16 protein-coding genes are annotated in these 19,496 nt (G+C 53.2%); 15 read left to right on the top strand and 1 reads right to left on the bottom strand.

Translation table 11 applies throughout. The features are described 5' to 3' along the window. Nucleotides 1-3: 3 nt before the first annotated feature. From P0119_18610 to P0119_18570, 9 genes are all read left to right on the top strand, one after another. The gene (locus P0119_18610) at nt 4-1,878 is read left to right on the top strand and encodes a cytochrome ubiquinol oxidase subunit I (protein MDF0668059.1); all 1,875 of its coding nucleotides are present in this window, start codon (nt 4-6) and stop codon (nt 1,876-1,878) included. Between the two features lie 76 nt (nt 1,879-1,954). After that, nucleotides 1,955-2,548, top strand: coding sequence for a DUF3047 domain-containing protein (locus tag P0119_18605; protein MDF0668058.1), 594 nt, complete (start codon nt 1,955-1,957; stop codon nt 2,546-2,548). A gap of 35 nt (nt 2,549-2,583) precedes the next feature. Then, on the top strand, nt 2,584-2,946 hold the full coding sequence (locus P0119_18600) for a hypothetical protein (protein MDF0668057.1): 363 nt from the start codon (nt 2,584-2,586) through the stop codon (nt 2,944-2,946). A 24-nt stretch (nt 2,947-2,970) separates the two neighbouring features. Continuing rightward, the gene (locus P0119_18595) at nt 2,971-3,888 is read left to right on the top strand and encodes an SUMF1/EgtB/PvdO family nonheme iron enzyme (protein MDF0668056.1); all 918 of its coding nucleotides are present in this window, start codon (nt 2,971-2,973) and stop codon (nt 3,886-3,888) included. A gap of 6 nt (nt 3,889-3,894) precedes the next feature. Then, complete coding sequence (locus P0119_18590) at nt 3,895-4,842, top strand: SUMF1/EgtB/PvdO family nonheme iron enzyme (GenBank protein ID MDF0668055.1); 948 nt, start codon at nt 3,895-3,897, stop codon at nt 4,840-4,842. Nucleotides 4,843-5,435: 593 nt separating this feature from the next. Beyond that, entirely contained in the window at nt 5,436-7,352 is a 1,917-nt protein-coding gene (locus tag P0119_18585; GenBank protein ID MDF0668054.1) for a cytochrome ubiquinol oxidase subunit I, read from the top strand. Nucleotides 7,353-7,424: 72 nt separating this feature from the next. Beyond that, nucleotides 7,425-8,732 carry a c-type cytochrome gene (locus tag P0119_18580; protein ID MDF0668053.1) on the top strand — a complete coding sequence of 436 codons (1,308 nt, stop codon included), beginning with the start codon at nt 7,425-7,427 and terminating at the stop codon, nt 8,730-8,732. A gap of 44 nt (nt 8,733-8,776) precedes the next feature. After that, entirely contained in the window at nt 8,777-9,814 is a 1,038-nt protein-coding gene (locus P0119_18575; GenBank protein ID MDF0668052.1) for a cytochrome c, read from the top strand. 53 nt (nt 9,815-9,867) lie between these two features. Continuing rightward, nucleotides 9,868-11,640: a c-type cytochrome gene (locus P0119_18570; GenBank protein MDF0668051.1), complete on the top strand. Its 1,773-nt coding sequence runs from the start codon at nt 9,868-9,870 to the stop codon at nt 11,638-11,640. 113 nt (nt 11,641-11,753) lie between these two features. Here P0119_18570 and P0119_18565 read toward each other — a convergent pair whose 3' ends face one another. Next, nucleotides 11,754-12,257 carry a hypothetical protein gene (locus tag P0119_18565; protein ID MDF0668050.1) on the bottom strand — a complete coding sequence of 168 codons (504 nt, stop codon included), beginning with the start codon at nt 12,255-12,257 and terminating at the stop codon, nt 11,754-11,756. Between the two features lie 106 nt (nt 12,258-12,363). Between P0119_18565 and P0119_18560 the strand changes: the two genes are divergently transcribed. The 6 genes from P0119_18560 to secF all read left to right on the top strand — a co-directional run bounded on the left by P0119_18560 (nt 12,364) and on the right by secF (nt 19,392). Beyond that, entirely contained in the window at nt 12,364-13,377 is a 1,014-nt protein-coding gene (locus P0119_18560; GenBank protein MDF0668049.1) for a glycosyltransferase family 9 protein, read from the top strand. A gap of 80 nt (nt 13,378-13,457) precedes the next feature. Next, nucleotides 13,458-15,182 (top strand): arginine--tRNA ligase, encoded by a 1,725-nt coding sequence (gene argS / locus P0119_18555; protein ID MDF0668048.1) that lies wholly within the window; start codon nt 13,458-13,460, stop codon nt 15,180-15,182. 19 nt (nt 15,183-15,201) lie between these two features. Continuing rightward, nucleotides 15,202-16,377 (top strand): tRNA guanosine(34) transglycosylase Tgt, encoded by a 1,176-nt coding sequence (tgt, locus tag P0119_18550; protein ID MDF0668047.1) that lies wholly within the window; start codon nt 15,202-15,204, stop codon nt 16,375-16,377. 33 nt (nt 16,378-16,410) lie between these two features. Continuing rightward, nucleotides 16,411-16,737, top strand: coding sequence for a preprotein translocase subunit YajC (gene yajC, locus P0119_18545; protein MDF0668046.1), 327 nt, complete (start codon nt 16,411-16,413; stop codon nt 16,735-16,737). Between the two features lie 37 nt (nt 16,738-16,774). Then, the gene (gene secD / locus P0119_18540) at nt 16,775-18,412 is read left to right on the top strand and encodes a protein translocase subunit SecD (protein ID MDF0668045.1); all 1,638 of its coding nucleotides are present in this window, start codon (nt 16,775-16,777) and stop codon (nt 18,410-18,412) included. A gap of 14 nt (nt 18,413-18,426) precedes the next feature. Beyond that, a complete protein-coding gene (gene secF, locus P0119_18535) occupies nt 18,427-19,392 on the top strand; it encodes a protein translocase subunit SecF (GenBank protein ID MDF0668044.1) in 966 nt (321 codons plus the stop codon). Nucleotides 19,393-19,496 lie beyond the last annotated feature (104 nt).

Raw genomic sequence — 19,496 nt, 5'->3', positions numbered from 1 at the left:
TATATGGGGCAAGGATTCCGGTTGAAACGCTTCTCGATCAGTGGTGCGATCTGTATCGCGATGGTCGCGATTGTCATTGGATGCGTGTGGAACGGGCCCGAACCGTCATTTGCGGAATCTTCGACGGATGTGTATTTCGGCACTGAGGGGACTCCACAAGGACCGGCGGCTCCTGCGCCGCATGAGACGGCTTATCCGCGAATCGGCTCCTTGGACAGTCGGTTGCTGGTGTGGTTCGTGACACAGCAACATACCTACTTCGGTGGTTTCGTGCTCGCTCTTCCTTTATTTTGCGCGCTGCTCGAGTTCCTGGGTTTGACAACGAAGAAGCCGGCCTTGGCCCTTCGCTACGACGGTCTGGCGAGAGATCTGGCGAAGGTGGCGGTTTTGGCACTGTCGGTGACGGCGCTCATCGGCAGTACGATGTTGACGATGTTCATCACGCTGTACCCCAGTTTCATGACCTATATGGGCGGGACGTTCAAGGGCTTCATGCCGGCCTACGCTGCCGTGTTCCTCGGGGAGACGCTGCTGCTGATCGTCTATTACTACGGGTGGAATCGGATGACGGATCGCGGCATGAAATGGATCCACGCGGCGATCGGCATCCTGACGAATATTGTGGGGACAGCGTTGCTGACGCTGGTAAACTCTTGGTCTGCCTTCATGATGTCGCCGGCAGGGGTGGATGCGCAGGGGCGGTTCTTGGGGAATACCTGGCACCTGCTCCATTCTGCCCTCTGGAACCCGCTCAATGTTCATCGCTTCCTCGCGGACATCATGTCCGGTGGCGCGGTCGTGCTGGCCTATGCCTGTTATCGGTTTTTTACGAGCAAGACCGACGAGGAGCGAGCCTATTTCGATTGGGTCGGATACGTCTTCTTGTTTGTCACGGTCTGCGCGCTCATGCCCATGCCCATTGCCGGCTACTGGTTGATGAAGTCGGTGTTCATGTTTCGCCAGACGATGGGTGTGACGATGATGGGTGGGTTGCTCACATGGCTGTTTGTGGTCCAGGCACTCTTGATCGGTGTCTTATTCCTGGGGATCAACTACTACCTCTGGCAGAGTATGGCTCGAATCAAAGGGGGCGAACGCTATCAGCCTTACTATCAGCTCTTGTTGAGCCTGTTGATGCTGGCGCTCTTTATTTGGCTGACACCGCACACCCTGTTGATGTCTGCGAGTGAAATGAAGGCGATGGGAGGCGCTCAGCATCCCGTGGTCGGCAACTACGGAGTCATGTCGGCCAAAAATGGTGCCGTTAACATTATGATTCTCGTCACTGCGCTCAGCTTTTTGTACTATCGCCGAGCGAATCGAACCATGACCATCTCATGGGTCAGGACTGGAAACGCCCTCATTGCGATACTATACGTGGTGGGTGCGTTGAACATCATCTGGCTGTCTGTCTATGGCTTCTATTTACCGGCAAAGGTTCGGGTCGGTCTTTCAGGTCCCCAAGCGCTCACCACGTTGACCGTGGTCCTTGTTGGAGTGGTGATCAATCGCCTCATGCTTAAAGGAGCGGTGGTGCATGGCCCCATTCAGTGGGGGAAAATCCCGCTGCGCGGCATGGTGGGCTTGTTCGGGTTAGCGGCATCCTTTAGTTGGGTTATGGGGTTGATGGGGTACATTCGCTCATCGGGACGCCTGTCTTGGCATGTCAGTGAAGTGATGGCCGATGTTTCACCATGGGCCTTCACCCCGGACCTTCAATTCGCTACGAAAATGGTCACGCTGAATATGGTGGTGTTTTGGGCGGCGGTCCTCGCACTGTTTTGGATGTGCGAGAGAGGACAGCAGCCGGTGATGGGTGAGGAATTCCACGACAAACGAACTCCCCTCCTCACGCCGATCCCATCGCAAGAAACATAGAAAGGGAATGAAGGATATGAAGCGTCGGGCTCTGCATTGTGCCGCAATCGTTCTCAGCCTGTCGATGAGCCTTGGCATGTGGCAGCCATCCGCATTTGCCCAAGGGCAACCATTAGTCCTGGAAGATTTTCAGACGAAGGAAGAAGATGGGTTTCCTTCGCAGTGGGATCACGAAAACCAGCGAAGTCAATCGAAAGGCCGTGAAGCCTACAAGGTACGGTCGGAGTACGGCACGAATTTTCTGTCGGCGAAAGATGCCGGTCAGCGCATCAAGAAGAAAAAAATCGACTGGGATCCCAAGGCCTATCCAATTTTGACCTGGCGCTGGCGTCTCATCAAAGCAACGACCGGAACTGAACCGCTGGCCGCGGTCTATGCTTCTCTCGATACCGATCTCCTCTTTATCCCGGTCTTCACGAAATATGTGTGGAGCGAGTCGAAACCGGAAGGCACCTTAACGGAAGGCGGCATGTTTAGCGGCTCCGAGATTGTCGTCCAAACTGGAACGAAGGAGATCGGGCAATGGTTTGAGGAGCGCGTGAATGTGTACGAGGACTTCAAGCGGATTCACAAGCATGAGCCGGCGGAGAAGGCTTGGGGCATATCCATTATCGCGACACCTGGTGTTGAAATCGATTTTGGTCCGCTGATTGCCGTTCCGGCCAAGTAGCGATCCGTCTTTTCGATCCATGAAAGATCGATGCGATGGCGAGGAGCAAAGCGTTTGATATTGCCCTAGGAATGACCGTGATGGGTACCGTCGGTACTCTGATCGGGCTGACCTTGGGTGGTGGGCTGATGCCCGTTGCCATAACTGTTGGACTTGTTCTCGGGGTGGTGATCGGCTTTCTCGGTGGGCGTCGATTTCTCATCAGTATTCTGATTGGGACGGTGCTGGGTGGCGCGTTGGCCTGGATGTTGGCCGGGGTGGAGCGGGTGTGGGTCGGTGGCGGAGCAGGAGCGGCAATGGGTGGCTTCCTTGGCGTCCAGATTTCCATGCTGCTCGATGTGCGCGCTGCCCGGAAGGCGGCATCGGAACAGGGTGTGAAATCGGCGTCTTATCGGTAATTCCTCCAAGTTGTAGAGGTGTCCGTGGAAAACAAGGGCGTCTTGGTCGGTTCCATCATTTTTGTGTTTGCATCGTTCTTTCTCATGATCGGCATGCTGGTCTACGAGTCCTATAAGGCAAATCAGATGAAACAGCTTGTCATGTCGGCAAAATCGGAAGCCAGACCGATGGCGAGCGGCTTGCCGGCTCAGGATTTCTCGATGTACAAGACGAAAACGGGGGATGAAGGTCGGGAGATGGTGCAGATCCCCGAAGGCCCTTTTACGATGGGCAGCAATGAGGGGGATCCGGATGAGGCTCCCGAGCATCAAGTTTACCTGAAAGGATTCTATCTCGACCAAAAAGAAGTCACCCAAGAGGAATACATGCGCTTCGCAAAAATGACCAAGCGCCCGATGCCCAGGATCGAGGTGTTCGAAGACGATCAGTCGAAGATTATGAAGTCGGGATTGGCTGCCATGAGTGTTACCTGGGACGAGGCGGCCGCCTACTGTAAGTGGGCCGGCAAGAGACTTCCAACGGAAGCTGAGTGGGAGAAGGGTGGCCGTGGCGAGAGCAAGAAAAAATATCCGTGGGGAGACAAGTTTGTCACGAATGCCGCCAACCTCGACGGCAGTGAAGACGGGTATAAATATCTGGCTCCTCCCGGGTCCTTCGATGCGGGACGGAGTCCCTACGGTCTCTATGACATGACTGGTAACGTCGCGGAGTGGGTCGAAGATTCCTACGACGAGCATTACTACAAGAAATCTCCGTTTCGTGATCCCAAAGGGTCCGAAAACGCGGATCTCAAAGTCGTGCGCGGTGGCTCGTGGCGAGAAACCGAGCATAATGCGAGGCTGTCAAAGCGATTTGCGGCCAAACATTGGCGAACAGACGTGACGATCGGTATTCGTTGCGCAAGTGATCTGGATCAGGCGACAGGACTGCCTGAGTCTTAACCCGACATGCTCGAAACTAAATTTAAACTGGTATTTCTGCTCGTCGTGCTGGTTTGTGCCGCCATGCCCATCACCGCTATCTTACGAGGCACCACCCTCACACCATATGAAGCGCTGGAGTCAGACGCCAATTCTGAAACTGACCCAGAACGGGATAGCGCTTCTGGAGGGGACCCTATTCCGGAGGACATGGTGACGATTCCGGCAGGACCATTCGTTCGTGGAACTGAGGATGGGGGATTCGACGAGCAACCGCAGCGGACCATCTTCCTTGATACGTATTCGATCGATCGATATGAAGTAACCAACCATCAATATCAACAATTTGTTACTTCAACAGGCCATCGAAAACCGGGACTGCCTTCGCGCTATGCAAAAAGTGGCAGCAAGGTACGTGGTGTAAACCAACCGGTCGTCTACGTTTCCTGGGATGACGCATCGGAGTACTGCCGTTGGAACGACAAGCGGCTTCCGACTGAAGCCGAGTGGGAGAAAGCTATGCGTGGTACGGACGGCAGGCTCTGGCCATGGGGGAACAAAGAGCAGGCCAATGGCGCCAACTGGGCCCGAGTACAGGATGGACATGAGGTATCCGCGTCCGTGGGGAGTTTTCAGGCTGACAAAAGTCCCTATGGGGTGATGGATGGAGCGGGCAATGTCATTGAGTGGGTCGCGGATTGGTACGATGAAACCTACTACAAGAGCTCACCGGAAGAGAATCCACCGAGCCCTGAATATGGCACCTACCGGGTGCTTCGCGGCGGAGGCTACACGACGACCGGAGGCGATGTTCGAATTACCAGTCGAAGCAAGATGATGCCGGATTTTCGAGATGAGACCATCGGTTTTCGCTGCGCCATTTCGAAGACAGGAATCAGAGAAGCAAAGGAGGGGAAGCCGGATGAATTTACAGAAAATCGAAGTAGTAGAGAATCAAAAACACGGCCAAAATGATGTTGACAACCATGCCTGCCAAAACTATAATGTCAAACACTTTTGAGTTTTTCGTCACGAGTTCTCCTGTTTGATTCGTCCACAAGCGACGAAATCTGATAACACAGGGTGAAATATCTGTCAAGAAACTGTCGCGTTTTTGGATTTTTGTAAATTCTATTTCTCGAGCAGGAGTAAACGGAACAATGGCAACAGCTACACCTGACAGTGAAATAAAAATAAAAATCGGCAAGATGATTTTCTACATCACCTGTGCCGTCGGCATATGGTTTTTTTACTGGCTTGCCGGAATCCAATGTCCCTGCTGAGATCGTGAATCTCGCCTAAACCACAGGGCTCGGGTCCGCAGTTCAATCAAGATATGGCCAGGTAAAGAGGAGAAGAGGGAAATGAGCGCGTTGAATAATCCAATCATTGCAGTGATTGTCTCTCTTGTTATCGCGGTCGGCTATTTTACGTTTGTTGACCATTACCTAATGGATATGCAGGGGTTGGACTACTGGTACCTATTCCGAAAATAGGCTGTGAGTGGTGGTCGAGCCTTCTGGTGAACATCCGCTAATTTAACGCTAGTGTATTTAAGGAGGTATTCCATGGGCCTTTTAACCGGCAAGCGCGTGTTTTCGATTGTGGCGCTCTGCATGATGGTCGGCCTCCTTCTACTCCCAATCGTCATAGCTCTGCCTTCGCCGGCTATCGGTGAAGAGGCTCCTGCTGGCGATGCGGCGAAGAAGGATGGAGATAAAGTTGAGAAGGGTCGGGATGTCTATTATAAGACGGAGGGTATCGTCGTCGGCGCTCCCGCTCCTAAGACCACGGATGGTCCCAAGGATTATCCGCGATACAACTTCGAAAGTCGTGTCTTGATCTGGTTTGCCAACCAACAGCATCTTTATTATGGGAGCTTCGTGTTGGCTGTGCCGATTTTTTGTATGATCATCGAGTTCATGGGCGTCGTAACCAAGGACAAGGCCCTTGCGAAGCGTTACGATCAACTGGCCTACGATTTTATCAAGATCAGTCTTACGGCTTATTCGCTCACGGCCATTCTTGGCGGAATCCTGATCTTTACCTTCCTGACTCTGTATCCGGCGTTCTTCGGGTATCTGTCCAGTATCTTCCGCCCAGTCATGCATATCTATGCATTGATGTTCGTGGCTGAGAGCGGGACCCTCTACATCTACTATTATGGCTGGGACAAGATGAAAGAGGGTTTCCTCAAGTGGATTCATCTGAGCATGTCTGTCGTCTTGAATATCATCGGCACACTGCTCATGTTCCTGGCGAATTCTTGGATTGGATTCATGATGTCGCCCGCCGGTGTCGACGAACAGGGTCGGTACCTGGGGAATATCTGGCATGTTATTCATACTGCCTTGTGGAATCCTCTCAACCTCCATCGCATTCTTGGCAACATGGCGTTCGGTGGAGGAGTCGTGGCCGCCTACTCCGCGTATAAGTTCCTGGCGGCGAAGACTGAGGAAGATCGCGCGCACTACGATTGGATGGGCTACATCGCAATGGCGCTTGGCGTGTCCTTCTTAATTCCGCTACCTTTTGCTGGCTACTGGCTCATGCGCGAAGTGTATGCGTATCGTCAGCAGATGGGAATCACTCTGATGGGCGGTTTGCTAGCCTGGCTTTTTATCATCCAGGCCACCATGATTGGAATTCTTTTCTTGAGTTCCAATTACTATCTTTGGCAAGCAATGGGCCGCATGCGTGGTGCCGAGAAGTATCAACGGTACATTAAATATCTTGTGTTTCTGCTCATCTGCGGATTCTTGGTTTTTATCACGCCCCACACCATGGTGATGACGCCGGCTGAATTGAAGGCCATGGGAGGACAGCAGCATCCGGTGTTGGGTAACTTTGGGGTCATGTCGGCGAAGAATGGCGGCATCAATGTGATGATTACGACCACAGTGTTGAGCTTCGTCTGGTACATGCGAGGCAATAAAGTCTCGACGGTATCATGGGCGAAGTTCGGGAACATCTTCATGGGAGTATTCTTTGCCTGCGCGTACATCAACATTATCTGGCTCGCAATTTACGGGTATTATATTCCTGCGAACGTGCGAGTTGGGTTGTCTGTCCCGCAAGTGGCGACAACGTTGTCCTGTCTCTTCTTTATGTTCGCGCTGAACAGTGTGATGATGAGAGGGGCTAAGCAAATGGGGCCGATTGAGTGGGGTAAGATTTCCGTCCGCTCACAGTATGCTCTCATCATGTTGGCGACGGCCTTCACCTGGATGATGGCATTAATGGGCTATATTCGCTCGTCCGTTCGCCTGTTCTGGCACGTCAATGAGATCATGCGGGATAACTCCCCTTGGGCCTATACTCATACGGTGGGATTCGCCGCGAACATGATTTCTTTCAATGTACTGTTTTTCTGGATCAGTATTCTTTTCGTCTTCTGGATGGGCAGCTTGGGGGCGAAGAAGGTTCCGGTGGAGGCCAAGGCCGGCATTCCAGGCAGCGTCCCGCAGCCGGCTGCTAGTCACTAGTCGGAGGCTTATTGATAGTTGGCTCAACGGGGGGATTTCTTTCCACCTCGGTAGCTGTAGGAGGTCAAGACCTTGGGTAACCTGATTGCTGAAACGCTCTCGGCGAGTTGGATGGCTCTGGCTATCCTTGCAGGGCTGATGGTTTATTTTCAGATGTCTATCAAAGATCCTGCTGCCAGAAAACGCGCAGTGTTCAAGACGTTCATCGGAATCGTTTCATGCTTCCTCTTGTTCATGGCAATCGTCAATTACAAGACGAATTTTTATGGAGAAAGCCGGCTGCTGCCGGTCTCCCTCGTGACGATTACCGTGACGACCTTCGTCATGGCGCTCTACTTTACCAATCTCAGTGCAATGTTGAAGGTCGGCGGGTTTATGTTTTTCGTGGCTGCGTTCCTTTCTGGATACGGGAACTGGCTCCCGCAAGTTGAGGGAGGGTTTCCTCCCAAGGAAGAAAAATTGGATTTCAGCTCCATGACTTCCCAACAGTTGGCTGACGAAGGGGAAAAGATTATTTTTGGCGGGATTGGCAAGAATAAGGAACAGGGGGCTATCGGAAAAGGCCAATGTCCGCTTTGTCATGCCTTTCACGCCGGGATGTTGGGTGAACGAGCTCCAAATCTTTTAGGTCTTCCGGAGCGTTCCGAGAAAGAACGGTTGGCAGATCCTAAGTATTCCAAGGGCAATCCGTCGAAGCGTGAATATGAACAAAAGGAAGCGTTCCCAGGGTCTGGAACCGCTGAAAATGCTCTCGAGTATATTGCTGAATCGCATGCCTGTCCGAGCTGCTACGTTGTGGCGGGCTATGGAGTGAAGGGAACAAACGACAAGCAAAGTCCAATGCCGGCTATTCACAAGCCGCCTATCTCTCTCAGCCTTCCGGAGCTGGCAGCGGTAGACACGTGGTTCTATGTCCGTGAAGGACGCGATGCCCCCTCCTTTGAAGAGATCGTGAAGGCCTACGAGAAGTTTATTCCAGAAGCAGACCGTCCCAAGATGGCCGAAGACAAGCCTGCGGGAGCCACCTCGTTGATGGCCGATGGTTCAGAGCCTGTCGATCAGATTTTTGCTAAAGCACAATGTGTGTCCTGTCATACGATTCCAGGGATTCCAGGGGCAATGGGGACGATCGGTCCCAAACTTGAAGAAGGCACTAGTGCTCCACAGCGCATAAAGGACCCTACGTATAAAGGTACTGCAAAATCTCCTGCTGAATACATCATGGAGTCTATCGTGGATCCCAGTGCCTATGTCGTAAAACCATTCCCGGATAACACAATGCCGAAAGTCTTCGGACAGAAGCTGAGCGCCGGTGCATTGAAGAAAATTGTCGACTACTTATCGCAAGTCAAGACTGGAGCGCCACCACCGAAGATTTAATAGCGTTCGGTTGTTTTTATCCGGAGACCAAAGGGAGTTTTCCAATGAAAGCGTTAATGTCGCTTGGTGCTCTGATAGGAGTAGCGGGGCTTCTCCTGCTTGGAGGGATGATCTTCGATGTTATCCCCTCGAATACCGTACGTTTGGTCGAAGGCTATATGCCCATGCAAATGCTTTTTGAGTTTGCATGCTTCGTCGCGGGCTTTGCAGGGTTGAGCTATATGATGAGCGCTATGGGCATGGCGCTTCCTCGTTTTTGGCAAGGGATCGGCTTCTGGGCGTTCGTGTTACTGTATTTGAAATTCCGCGTCTATCCACCGATTCCCTTCAGCGTCCGCGCCATGTATGGCACAGTGTCTCTCGTCGCGGTCTTCATGTGGGTCTCGGCTAGTGAGGAAGATTGGAAGAAATTCAAGCAGCCTATCATGAACGTACTCGACGCGCAGACCGGGATGAACAGACTATTGCGTTATGCCTATCTTGTGATTCTACCCATCCTTATCGGCGGGTTTTCCTACAACGCGATGATGCCCAAATCAGAAGAACCGATCGAGTTACGAACGGTTCACCCAGCGCCTCCGGCCAGCACGAAGGTTCACGGCAAGACCTATACATTGCAGACTTCGCAGAATCCATACCGGGTGAATCAGGAAGGGAAATACGATCAGGAGTACACGAACGCCAATATTGTCGAGCAAGGTATGGGTCGGTTGATGAAACCGAACGCCAACCCATGGGATGACAAAAATCAGGGGTACTTGAAGTATGTACGTGAAGGTGGAGAGATATTCTTCCAAAACTGTCATTTCTGCCATGGAGATAATCTTAACGGCCGCGGACTGCATGCCTTCGCCTTCAACCCGATTCCTGCAAATTTCACCGATCCAGGTACAATCGCACAACTCCAAGAAACATTTATCTTTTGGCGTGTTTCTAAAGGCGGCATCGGGCTGCCGAATGAAGGATTTCCTTGGGCCTCGGTTATGCCCCCATGGGAACAACATTTAACGGTCGATGAAATCTGGAAGGTGATTTTGTTCGAATATTGGCATACAGGGTACTATCCACGGACCTGGGATTAGTCGCCATTAACCCTTTAGAATGCCAACCAGACATAACGAAGAAGAGGCTTAACATGATGGACAGCATAACTCAGAAGGCCGGAATTGCAGCGGTTGCTGCCTTCGGAGTCGTTCTGGTGTCTAGTGCAAGTTATTCAATTGTCTCGGCACAGGGGCTCCCAGAAGGTTTTAAGAAAGGGGACCTTGCACCTGAACCCTCCGCAGAAATGATTGAGGCGGGGAAACGTGTCTATTTTACCAAGTGCGTCTGGTGTCACGGGGTCGATGGTGCCGGTGACGGACCAGGAGCTGATCGTCTCTGGCCTCGTCCTCGAAACTTCAATCAAGGAACATTCAAGATTCGCCATACAGCGAGCGGTGAATTGCCGTTGTTCGATGCCAAAAAGCCGATCCCAGGTCAAAACGATCTCTTTGAGACGGTTACCCATGGGCTGCCCGGTTCCGCCATGCCATCCTGGGAAGGTATCCTGACCGAAGAACAGCGTCTTCAAGTCCTGGCTTTCGTCACAACCCAGCTGGTCAAGGATCGAAAATTTACGGATAAACAGTCGGAAACTCAAACAGTATTGCAGTTGGCTGAAATCAAGGCAAAACCCGCAACCGATGAAAGCAAGAAACGCGGTGGTGAATTAGTCGTCGAAAAGAAGTGCGTCGAATGCCACGGCATGGAAGGGCGTGGGGATGGGAATGCCTTTAATTTGAAGGACGACTGGGGTTTCTCGATTCAACCGGCCGATTGGCACAAGTGCTGGAACTTCCGCGGGAGCCGTCAAGATCCCTACAACGTGGGCAACATTTTCCGAACTTTTTCGACTGGTGTCAATGGTACTCCGATGCCATCGTTTGCGGATAACACGACGGTGGATGAACGGTGGGATATAGCCAATTTCGTTAACTCCTTGTGCGAGAGGGATGCCTTAGGCAATCCGCTTCCGATCGATCCATTGACGGATAAGCCGAAAATCAACTTCGTGGTCCCCTCCGATCTCGTTGAAGGTGAAATTCCTGCCGACATGGAACACGAGGCTTGGAAGAAAGCTCCGAAGCGATATGTGGCTATGGGTGGACAGATTACTCATAAACCCAGGAACTTCGTGAACCGGATCGACGATATCTGGGTGCGGTCACTCTACAATGATAAGTCGATCGCCTACCTTTTGGAGTGGGATGATAGGACAAAGAGCGTCGCAGAAGGAAAGCTTCCCTGGGCTCCGACTCAGGTCAACATCGATATTAAGGAGCAGGATCCAAAGACGGGTGAATCGGAATCCATAGCTGCTCACCAAAACAATTACACGGTATACAACGATGCGATAGCCATTGAGACAGCAGTAAAGTGGAAAGAGCTACCTGCGCCGATCAAGCCTCGCTACTTGTTTGGTACCAACGACCAATTCCCGGTTGATATCGTCAAGTGGGAGGCAGACGGATCCCTCCGCGCGTTCAAAGGCACTGGTTGGGATAAGGATTTCGAAGAACGTGATAATTACGAAGAAAGCATGAAGCTCTTGAAGGGCGAATGGAAGGACGGTCGTTGGTATGTCATGATCCAACGGCCGCTCGGCAATAAGAAGGATCAGGACTACGACGAGGATACATTCTTCGAGATGGGTCAGTACATTCCGACGGTGTTCTTTGCCTGGGATGGCCACAATGGCGATGCCGGACGAAAGATGGCGGTTTCCGCCTTTTTCTATACATTCATGAACCCGCCCATTCCTCGTGAAACGTACATCTACCCGGCGATTATTGCCGTTGGTGTGGTGCTGCTCGAAGGGTGGGTCCTGACTCGTCGCGCCAACAAGAAAAAGGGAAAGACTCTGTAACATTTCTTAGACCGGCGCGTTAGCGTAGCACGAAGATAGAGGGGGTGGGGCGACCTACCCCCTCTTTTTTTTACCCAGGTGACGTGCTCATGATCAGCGATGTGACGGGCGTCCTACTGGCCGGGGGAAAGAGTAGGAGGATGGGAGAGGACAAGCGATGTGTCCTCGTCGGTCAACGGACTCTCTTTGAACGAAGCTGTGCTGTTCTCTGTGAATTGTTTGAGCAGGTTTACGTTGTCATCGCTCAAGACGGTCCTTCCTTGCGAGCAGAAGTACCCGTGGTCCGCGATCTTGTTCCAGACTGCGGAAGCCTTGGCGGATTGTACACGGGCCTTCAACTGGCGCAGACGCAACATATTTTCCTCGCTGCCTGTGATATGCCGTTCCTGAACCCGGATGTCATTCGGTATCTGGTTCACCTGAAAGACCAGGCTGATATTGTTATCAGTCGGTGGGCGAGTCGTCTGCAGCCGACTCATGCCGTGTACGGCCGAGGCTGCCTTCCGGTTCTTGAGGACATGATGAAACTCCATAATCGGAAGATACAAAGCATGATAGATCATCCCACTCTTCGCGTGCGCGTGATAGCTGAAACGGAGATCAGGCAAATCGATCACGATGGATGTTCCATGTTCAACATCAATACGCCGGCCGATTTAGAGCGCGCTCGATCAGTACACAATGCTGGTACGGGTTCCGTGTCATAGTGGTTCGGAAAGACACGTGAAACGCACCATCCTGATCATTCATCCCGGCGCACTCGGAGATGTCCTGCTGGCTGTCCCAGCGATAAGGAGCCTGAGTGTGAGGTTTCCCCAACATGAGACCGTGCTCATCGCGTCTGCAGCCGTGAGCCGACTACTGCTGGACTGTGGGGTGATTGATGATTGGGATTCGTTGGAAGGGCAATCATGTCTGGGCTTGTTTTCGGAAACTTTATCCATCTCCGGAGAATTGCAATCAAGAGTGAACCGGTGTGATCTGGCTGTGGCTTGGACGGAGGACCGAGATGGCACCCTTCATGCTCTGTTTCGGGAAGCGGGGGTAGGGCTGGTTCAGATTCAGTCGCCATTTTCCCCTGCATTACGGGCGAGGCATCAGAGCCACCGCTTTCTGGAGATGCTGGGTAAAACGGCCGGAGATGTTTCACCAGGGGGAACGATGCGGGTTGGCCCGCATCTCTCGGAGTGGGGGAGAGACTTTCTTGAGACCTTGGGGATCTCTCACGATCAATCGTTGGTACTTGTGCATCCGGGCAGCGGAAGCGTTCACAAGTGTCTTGAACCCAGAAGGATGTCCTTGCTGATCGAACAGCTATGGCGAAGGGGGATGTGTCCCCTGATTTTGGAGGGACCGGCGGATCGGGATGTCGTGGGTCATGTGCTGCAGTTCGTGAGTAAGCCACCCCTCGTTCTTAGAAACCTTGATCTTTCTCAGCTTGCCGGGGTGCTTGCGCAGGTAACGTTATATATCGGCCATGATTCGGGTGTGACTCATTTGTCTGCTTTGTTGGGTGTATCGACCATTGCGTTATTCGGTCCTACAGATCCACAACGGTGGGCCCCACGTGGTAGCCATGTGACGATCCTGCGTGGGTCGCCCTGTCACTGTGAGTTGTGGGAAACGGTAAGAAAGTGCGTGGAGAAACCCTGTCTTCAAGTACCGATCGAAGAGATTCTGGTCGCATCGGGGTTTGGATCGAGTGTGAGCAGCGCAAACCCTCGTAATTCCATGTAAACCGCCTTGTCTCTGCCTATCTCATATGATAAAGTGCCGCGTTAATTTCCTTCCGTTGGTAAGGACTTAGAGGAATTGCTGTGTCTCAAGGACTCGTGCAAGAGAGAGTAACGACGGCCCTACTTGAAGCCCTCAACGGCGCGAGGCTAAAAGGGCAGTTGAAGACGGAGACTTGGCCATCACTTACTCTTGACGCGCCCAAACGGTCGGAGTGGGGGGACCTCGCTTCCACGGTGGCGATGTCTTTGGCTTCCTCTGAGCACAAGGCACCTCATGACATCGCTCAAATCATTCTAGAAAACCTCCCTCAGAGAGAGCAGATGTTTGATCGTGTTGAGATCGTCCGTCCCGGTTTTTTGAATCTTACGGTAAAACCAGCTCTCTGGCAGGAGGTTCTCAGTGAGATCGAGGTAAAAGGGGCCCGCTATGGTCGGGCGGCTGTCGGAGCCGGTCGTCGAGTGCTGGTTGAGTATGTCAGCGCAAATCCGACTGGTCCATTGCATGTGGGCCATGGCAGGGGAGCAGCGGTGGGACAGGCTGTTGTCCGGTTGCTGAATGCGATCGGATACGATGCTGTAGGCGAGTACTATATCAACGACGCAGGACGACAGATGAAATTGTTGGGCGCGTCGGTTTACGCTCGTTACCAAGAATTGTCGGGGCGGACCGTCGAATTTCCTAAGGATGGCTATCATGGTTCGTACATCACGGCTGTGGCACAACAGCTCAAGGAGCAACTCGACCGTATAGCCGGTGGACTGACCCCTACCGACCTTGAGGCTCGCTGCCTCTCACTTGCCTATCAGAAATTGTTGGGGCTGATCCGCGAGGATCTGCTGTTATTTGGTATCGAGATCCAATCCTGGTTCAGTGAAGCTTCGCTTCTGAAGTCGAACGCCATTGAGCGGGCCATGGATGAATTGAAAGCCAGGGAACTTCTGTTCGAACAGGAAGGAGCCTGGTGGTTTCGGGCGTCGAGGTACGGTGATGAAAAAGACCGCGTCGTCAAGAAGCAGGACGGTGAGTACACATATTTAGCGTCCGATATCGCCTATCACCACGACAAGCTCCGGCGCGGTTACGAGCTGCTGATCGACGTCTTTGGTGCCGACCACCATGGGTATATCCCGCGCATGCAAGCCGTCATGCAGGCCTATGGACATCCCAAAGATCGATTACATGTTGTGTTGGTCCAGCTGGTGAAGCTGCTGCGGGATGGAGTCGAAGTGAAGATGTCCAAGCGGACCGGGGAATTCATTACGATGCGGGAAGTCATCGAGGAGGTCGGAGCCGACGCCGCGAAGTTCTATTTCTTGATGCGGGATTCCAAGACTCATCTGGAGTTCGATTTGGAGTTGGCGAAGCAACGATCCGCCGATAACCCGGTGTACTACGTTCAATACGCTCACGCGAGAATTTGCAGCCTCTGGCGTGTGGCCTCCGAAAGGAGAGTGACCCGTCCGTCCGCATTGGAGACGGACCTGACTGTTTTAACTGACCCCGATGAACTGGGACTGATCAAAAAGCTTTCCGCCTATCCTGAAATTATCCAAGCCAGCGCGCTGGCCTTTGAGCCCCACCGTGTGACGTATTACCTTCAGCAATTGGCAGCGCTCCTCCATACGTTCTATAACAAACACCGTGTGTTGCCTCCCGGAACCGATCAAGAGCATTGTGAGTCAGCTTCCGCCGAGATCCTCACACCTAAGCGGACTGCCGCGCGACTGGTCCTGATGGGAGCGGTCCAGCAAGTCCTCAGAAACGGGCTTGACGTGCTCGGTATCTCCGCGCCTGAGCACATGTAACTGGCAAGCCCCATACAAGATGATGGAGTACCAAGTCCAACAATCCGACCGGCAGTCAAAAGGCCGCATCGGCCTGCTTACGACCAGCCATGCAGAGATCAACACACCGGCCTTCATGCCGGTAGGCTCGTTGGGCCCAGTCAAGGGGCTTGAACCGGAGGACCTCCAGAGCCTAGGGTTTCGACTCATCCTCAACAATGCCTATCACCTATACCTGCGCCCTGGTCATAAAATTGTGGCTGACATGGGCGGGCTTCATGCCTACACCGGATGGCCGGGAGCGGTCCTCACCGACAGCGGTGGGTTTCAGGTTTTCAGTCTAGCGAAATTGTGTGACGTCAGTGACGAGGGTGTCACGTTTCAATCACACCTCGACGGCTCGACACATTTCATTACGCCGGAAAAGGCGATAGAAATCGAAGAGGCGTTGGGAGCCGATATCATCATGGTGCTGGATCACTGTGTGGCGTTACCTGCCGGTCGAGAGATCGTCCAGGAAAGTGTGCGTCGGACTCAGCTCTGGGCTGAGCGATGTCAGGTCAGCAGGCGACGAACGGATCAAGCCTTGTTCGGCATCGTACAGGGTGGACTGGAAGCGGACTTGCGAGTAGCTTCGGCGAGGGAGTTAGTCAGATTGGGGTTCGACGGCTATGCGATCGGCGGCTTGTCGGTCGGAGAAAGTAAGCCGGACATGCAGGCGATGCTCGATGTGACGGTGCCGGAGTTGCCGGAGAGAAAGCCCCGGTATCTCATGGGGGTTGGACATCCGGAAGATCTGCTTGAAGGGGTGGCTCGCGGGATCGATCTCTTCGATTGCGTTGCTCCCTCGCGTCATGGCAGAACAGGCTCGCTGTTTACAACGACAGGCCGGGTCGTCATCAAGCAAGCTCAATATGCTGAGGATGAACGACCGATCGATTCTGATTGCATGTGCCCGGTATGCCGCCGATACTCACGAGCCTATTTGCACCACTTGTTTATGGTCAAAGAAATGCTGGGAGCACGGCTGAATACGATTCATAACTTATGGTATTACTCCGACTTGATGCGCCGCATACGAGAAGCCTTGGAAGAGGGAACGTTCCAGGAGTTTCGGGAAGCATTTTATCGCCACCACAACCGACAGACAATGATGGTCGGTTTAGCAGAGAGTCAAGAATCGTGCAGACAATCGCATGGAAACGGTCATACATAGAAGAAGGGGATTGACTTGATGTTGATGGAATCGATGGCATGGGCTGAGGGAACGGGCGGAGGCGGCTCACCCGCCAGCGGAGGGGCGGGCGGAATTCTATCTCTGATCCCGTTCCTCTTGATCTTTATCATTTTTTATTTTCTTCTGATCCGGCCTCAACAGAAGAAGCAAAAGCAACAGAAGGCGTTGTTGGACGCGGTCAAGAAGGGCGACAAGGTGGTCACCACGTCAGGGATCTGGGGCACCATCACCAACCTGGGAAAAGAGACCGTGACGCTGCAGATTGCCGATAATACCAAGGTCAAAATGCAGCGCGAGAATATTGCGCGAGTGCGCGCAGAGGATGACGACAAAGAATAAAGACTCGTAGTTCTATGGGGTAGGGGTCGCGGACGACATGAAAAAAGTAAGCGGGCGCTTATGGCTATTAACGCTGGTTATCTTAGCATCGGTACTGGCCTTTCTCCCATCCTATCAGCCGATGTATCAGGCTTTGCCAAGCTGGGTGAAGGGAGTCCTCCCGAACAAGGGAATTACGTTGGGGTTGGATCTACAGGGCGGCATCCACATGGTCCTGGAGGTGGACGAGGACCGTGCCGTGGAGATTGCGGTGGACCGTTCCGTCACGGCGCTGCAAGATCTCGTCGCCGAAAAGAAGGTGGCGGCCGATTCCATCAAGCGAACCGGGCATGATCAAATCACGATTCAGTTACAAAATGCCGACGCAAAGGCTCCGGTTCAAAAACTAATCGACAACTTCCCTATTTTTGTCGAGAAGGAGTCGGCAGGATCGACCAATACCGTCGTGTGGGAGCTTCGCGAGGCGGAAGCCAAGCGAATTAAGGATTCGGCGATCAACCAAGCCCTGGAAACCATCCGCAATCGGATCGATCAATTCGGTGTCGCGGAGCCGATCGTTCAGCGTCAAGGGTTGAAGCAAATCGTCGTCCAGCTGCCTGGTGTCAAGGATCCCAAACGAGCCAAGGATCTGATCAAAGAGACGGCGCTGCTTGAATTCAAGATGTTGGATGAAGACATCCACCTGGATCTACCAGCACGTGTTCCGAAAGACAAAGAAGCCGAGGTGATCCAGCAGTTTGCCGGAAAGATGCCGGAAGGCGACCAGATCTTATTCGAACGACTGGTCGATAAGGACACCGGTCTTGAGTTTCGCATTCCCTATGTCGTCAAGAAACGGGTCATGCTGACCGGTGATGTGCTGAGCGATGCACGTGTCGCCATCGGTCAATTCAACGATTCGTATGTGTCCATCACATTTGACTCCAAAGGGGGACAGGAATTCGAACGGATTACGGGCGAGAACGTGAAGAAGCGGATGGCTGTCGTCCTCGATAACACCATCTATTCGGCGCCGGTTATCCAAGAACGTATCTCAGGGGGACGTGCACAGATTACCGGGACTTTCACCACGCAAGAGGCCAATGATTTGGCGATTGTCTTACGAGCCGGGGCGTTGCCCGCTCCACTGAAGATCGTCCAAGATCTCACGGTCGGACCATCCCTTGGACAAGATTCCATCGACAAGGGCGTCAGAGCGACCCTCATTGCGGGGGTGATGGTGGTGATCTTCATGGTCGTCTATTACCGCCTATCCGGGCTTATCGCCGATTTTGCGCTGGTGCTGAACCTTATCTGTCTCATGGGTGCACTATCTGCGTTGACCGCTACGTTGACCCTCCCCGGCATCGCCGGTATTGTGCTGACGATCGGAATGGGAGTCGACTCCAACGTCCTGATTTTCGAGCGCATCCGTGAAGAACTCCGTGGCGGAAAGGCCGTACGATCGGCCATCGATGCGGGTTACGACAAAGCGTTCCTGACGATCGTCGACTCACACGTCACGACGTTGATCACAGGGGTGGCTCTGTTTCTCTTCGGGACCGGGCCGATCAAAGGGTTTGCCGTGACCTTGTGTCTTGGCATCGCCATCAACCTCTTCACGGCGTTGGTCGGGACAAAAGTAATATTTGATCTGTTGTATCATCGACAAAAAGTCGAAGCGCTGAGCATCTAGCCATGAAGCCGACGATGATCAGTCTTCAGGGGAAGGCGCAAAGCGATCAAAAGGGAGCGCGCATGTTAGAGATTCTCGGGAAGACCAACATTGACTTCATGGGCAAGCGCAAGTTCTCGTTTCTCTTTTCAGGAATTATGGCCTTGCTCGGCCTCATCGCGCTCGTACAGATTGCGCGAGGGGCGGCTAATTTGGGCATCGACTTCGCCGGAGGGACGGCTGTGCAACTCAAGTTCGAGCAGCAGGTCCGGATCGATGAAGCCCGCAAGGCCCTGGAAGCCAACGGCTTGGACGATGCGGAGTTGCAGGAATTCGGACTCGACAACAAACTCCTCATTCGGGTGAAGGCTTCCACGACGATCGAAGAGAAGACCGCGGATCGTGTGGTGGGAATCTTCGCCAAAGAGTTCCCTGCCACTAAATTCGTGGTCGACTCCACGACTGAGATTGGACCGACCATCGGGAAGAAGCTTCAGGAAGATGCGCTCGTCGCAATCGTCATCTCATTTGCGGGCATTATCCTGTACATTGCGGCGCGATTCGAGCTCCGGTTCGGCGTTGCCGCCGCGTTGTCGACGTTTCATGACGTCTTGGCCGTGGTCGGGTCCTTCTATCTCTTGGACAAAGAAATTACCCTTCTGATCGTGACCGCGCTCTTGACGCTGGCGGGATATTCCTTGACCGACACCGTCGTGGTGTTTGATCGGATCAGGGAAAATCTGAAGTTGAGGCGTCGAGAAAGCGAGGAAGCGACGATCAACGCCGCCATCAATCAGGTGCTGAGTCGTACGATCGTGACCAGCTCAACCGTGGTGCTCGTCCTTATCCCGTTGACCGTGGCAGGCGGGGAAGTGCTGCACGATTTCTCACTTGCGCTGCTCTGGGGGGTGGTTGTCGGTACCTATTCCTCGATATTCGTCGCCAGCCCTCTCTTATTGTTGTGGCCGGGAACGCCGGGCCGACTCTTGAAACGCGGCTGAGCGAATGGTGGAATAGGGCGTCGCGCGTCCGTCCCGTACTGCCGGTGGTGAGCGGGGCATTGAGCACACCACAGCGGGCGACCTAGAGCGCGAGAGCGTTCTCA

The organism is Nitrospira sp., assembly GCA_029194665.1.
GTDB lineage: Bacteria > Nitrospirota > Nitrospiria > Nitrospirales > Nitrospiraceae > Nitrospira_D.
Note: the sequence above shows the minus strand (reverse complement) of the source record. Positions and strands in the feature narration are given on the sequence as shown.

Bases quoted from the DNA above. Each gene is read 5' to 3' on its own strand.
- P0119_18610 (MDF0668059.1), top strand. From the start codon at position 4: ATGGGGCAAGGATTCCGGTTGAAACGCTTCTCGATCAGTGGTGCGATC.
- P0119_18605 (MDF0668058.1), top strand. From the start codon at position 1,955: ATGTGGCAGCCATCCGCATTTGCCCAAGGGCAACCATTAGTCCTGGAA.
- P0119_18600 (MDF0668057.1), top strand. From the start codon at position 2,584: ATGGCGAGGAGCAAAGCGTTTGATATTGCCCTAGGAATGACCGTGATG.
- P0119_18590 (MDF0668055.1), top strand. From the start codon at position 3,895: ATGCTCGAAACTAAATTTAAACTGGTATTTCTGCTCGTCGTGCTGGTT.
- P0119_18585 (MDF0668054.1), top strand. From the start codon at position 5,436: ATGGGCCTTTTAACCGGCAAGCGCGTGTTTTCGATTGTGGCGCTCTGC.
- P0119_18575 (MDF0668052.1), top strand. From the start codon at position 8,777: ATGAAAGCGTTAATGTCGCTTGGTGCTCTGATAGGAGTAGCGGGGCTT.
- P0119_18570 (MDF0668051.1), top strand. From the start codon at position 9,868: ATGATGGACAGCATAACTCAGAAGGCCGGAATTGCAGCGGTTGCTGCC.
- tgt (MDF0668047.1), top strand. From the start codon at position 15,202: ATGATGGAGTACCAAGTCCAACAATCCGACCGGCAGTCAAAAGGCCGC.
- yajC (MDF0668046.1), top strand. From the start codon at position 16,411: ATGGCATGGGCTGAGGGAACGGGCGGAGGCGGCTCACCCGCCAGCGGA.
- secD (MDF0668045.1), top strand. From the start codon at position 16,775: ATGAAAAAAGTAAGCGGGCGCTTATGGCTATTAACGCTGGTTATCTTA.
- secF (MDF0668044.1), top strand. From the start codon at position 18,427: ATGATCAGTCTTCAGGGGAAGGCGCAAAGCGATCAAAAGGGAGCGCGC.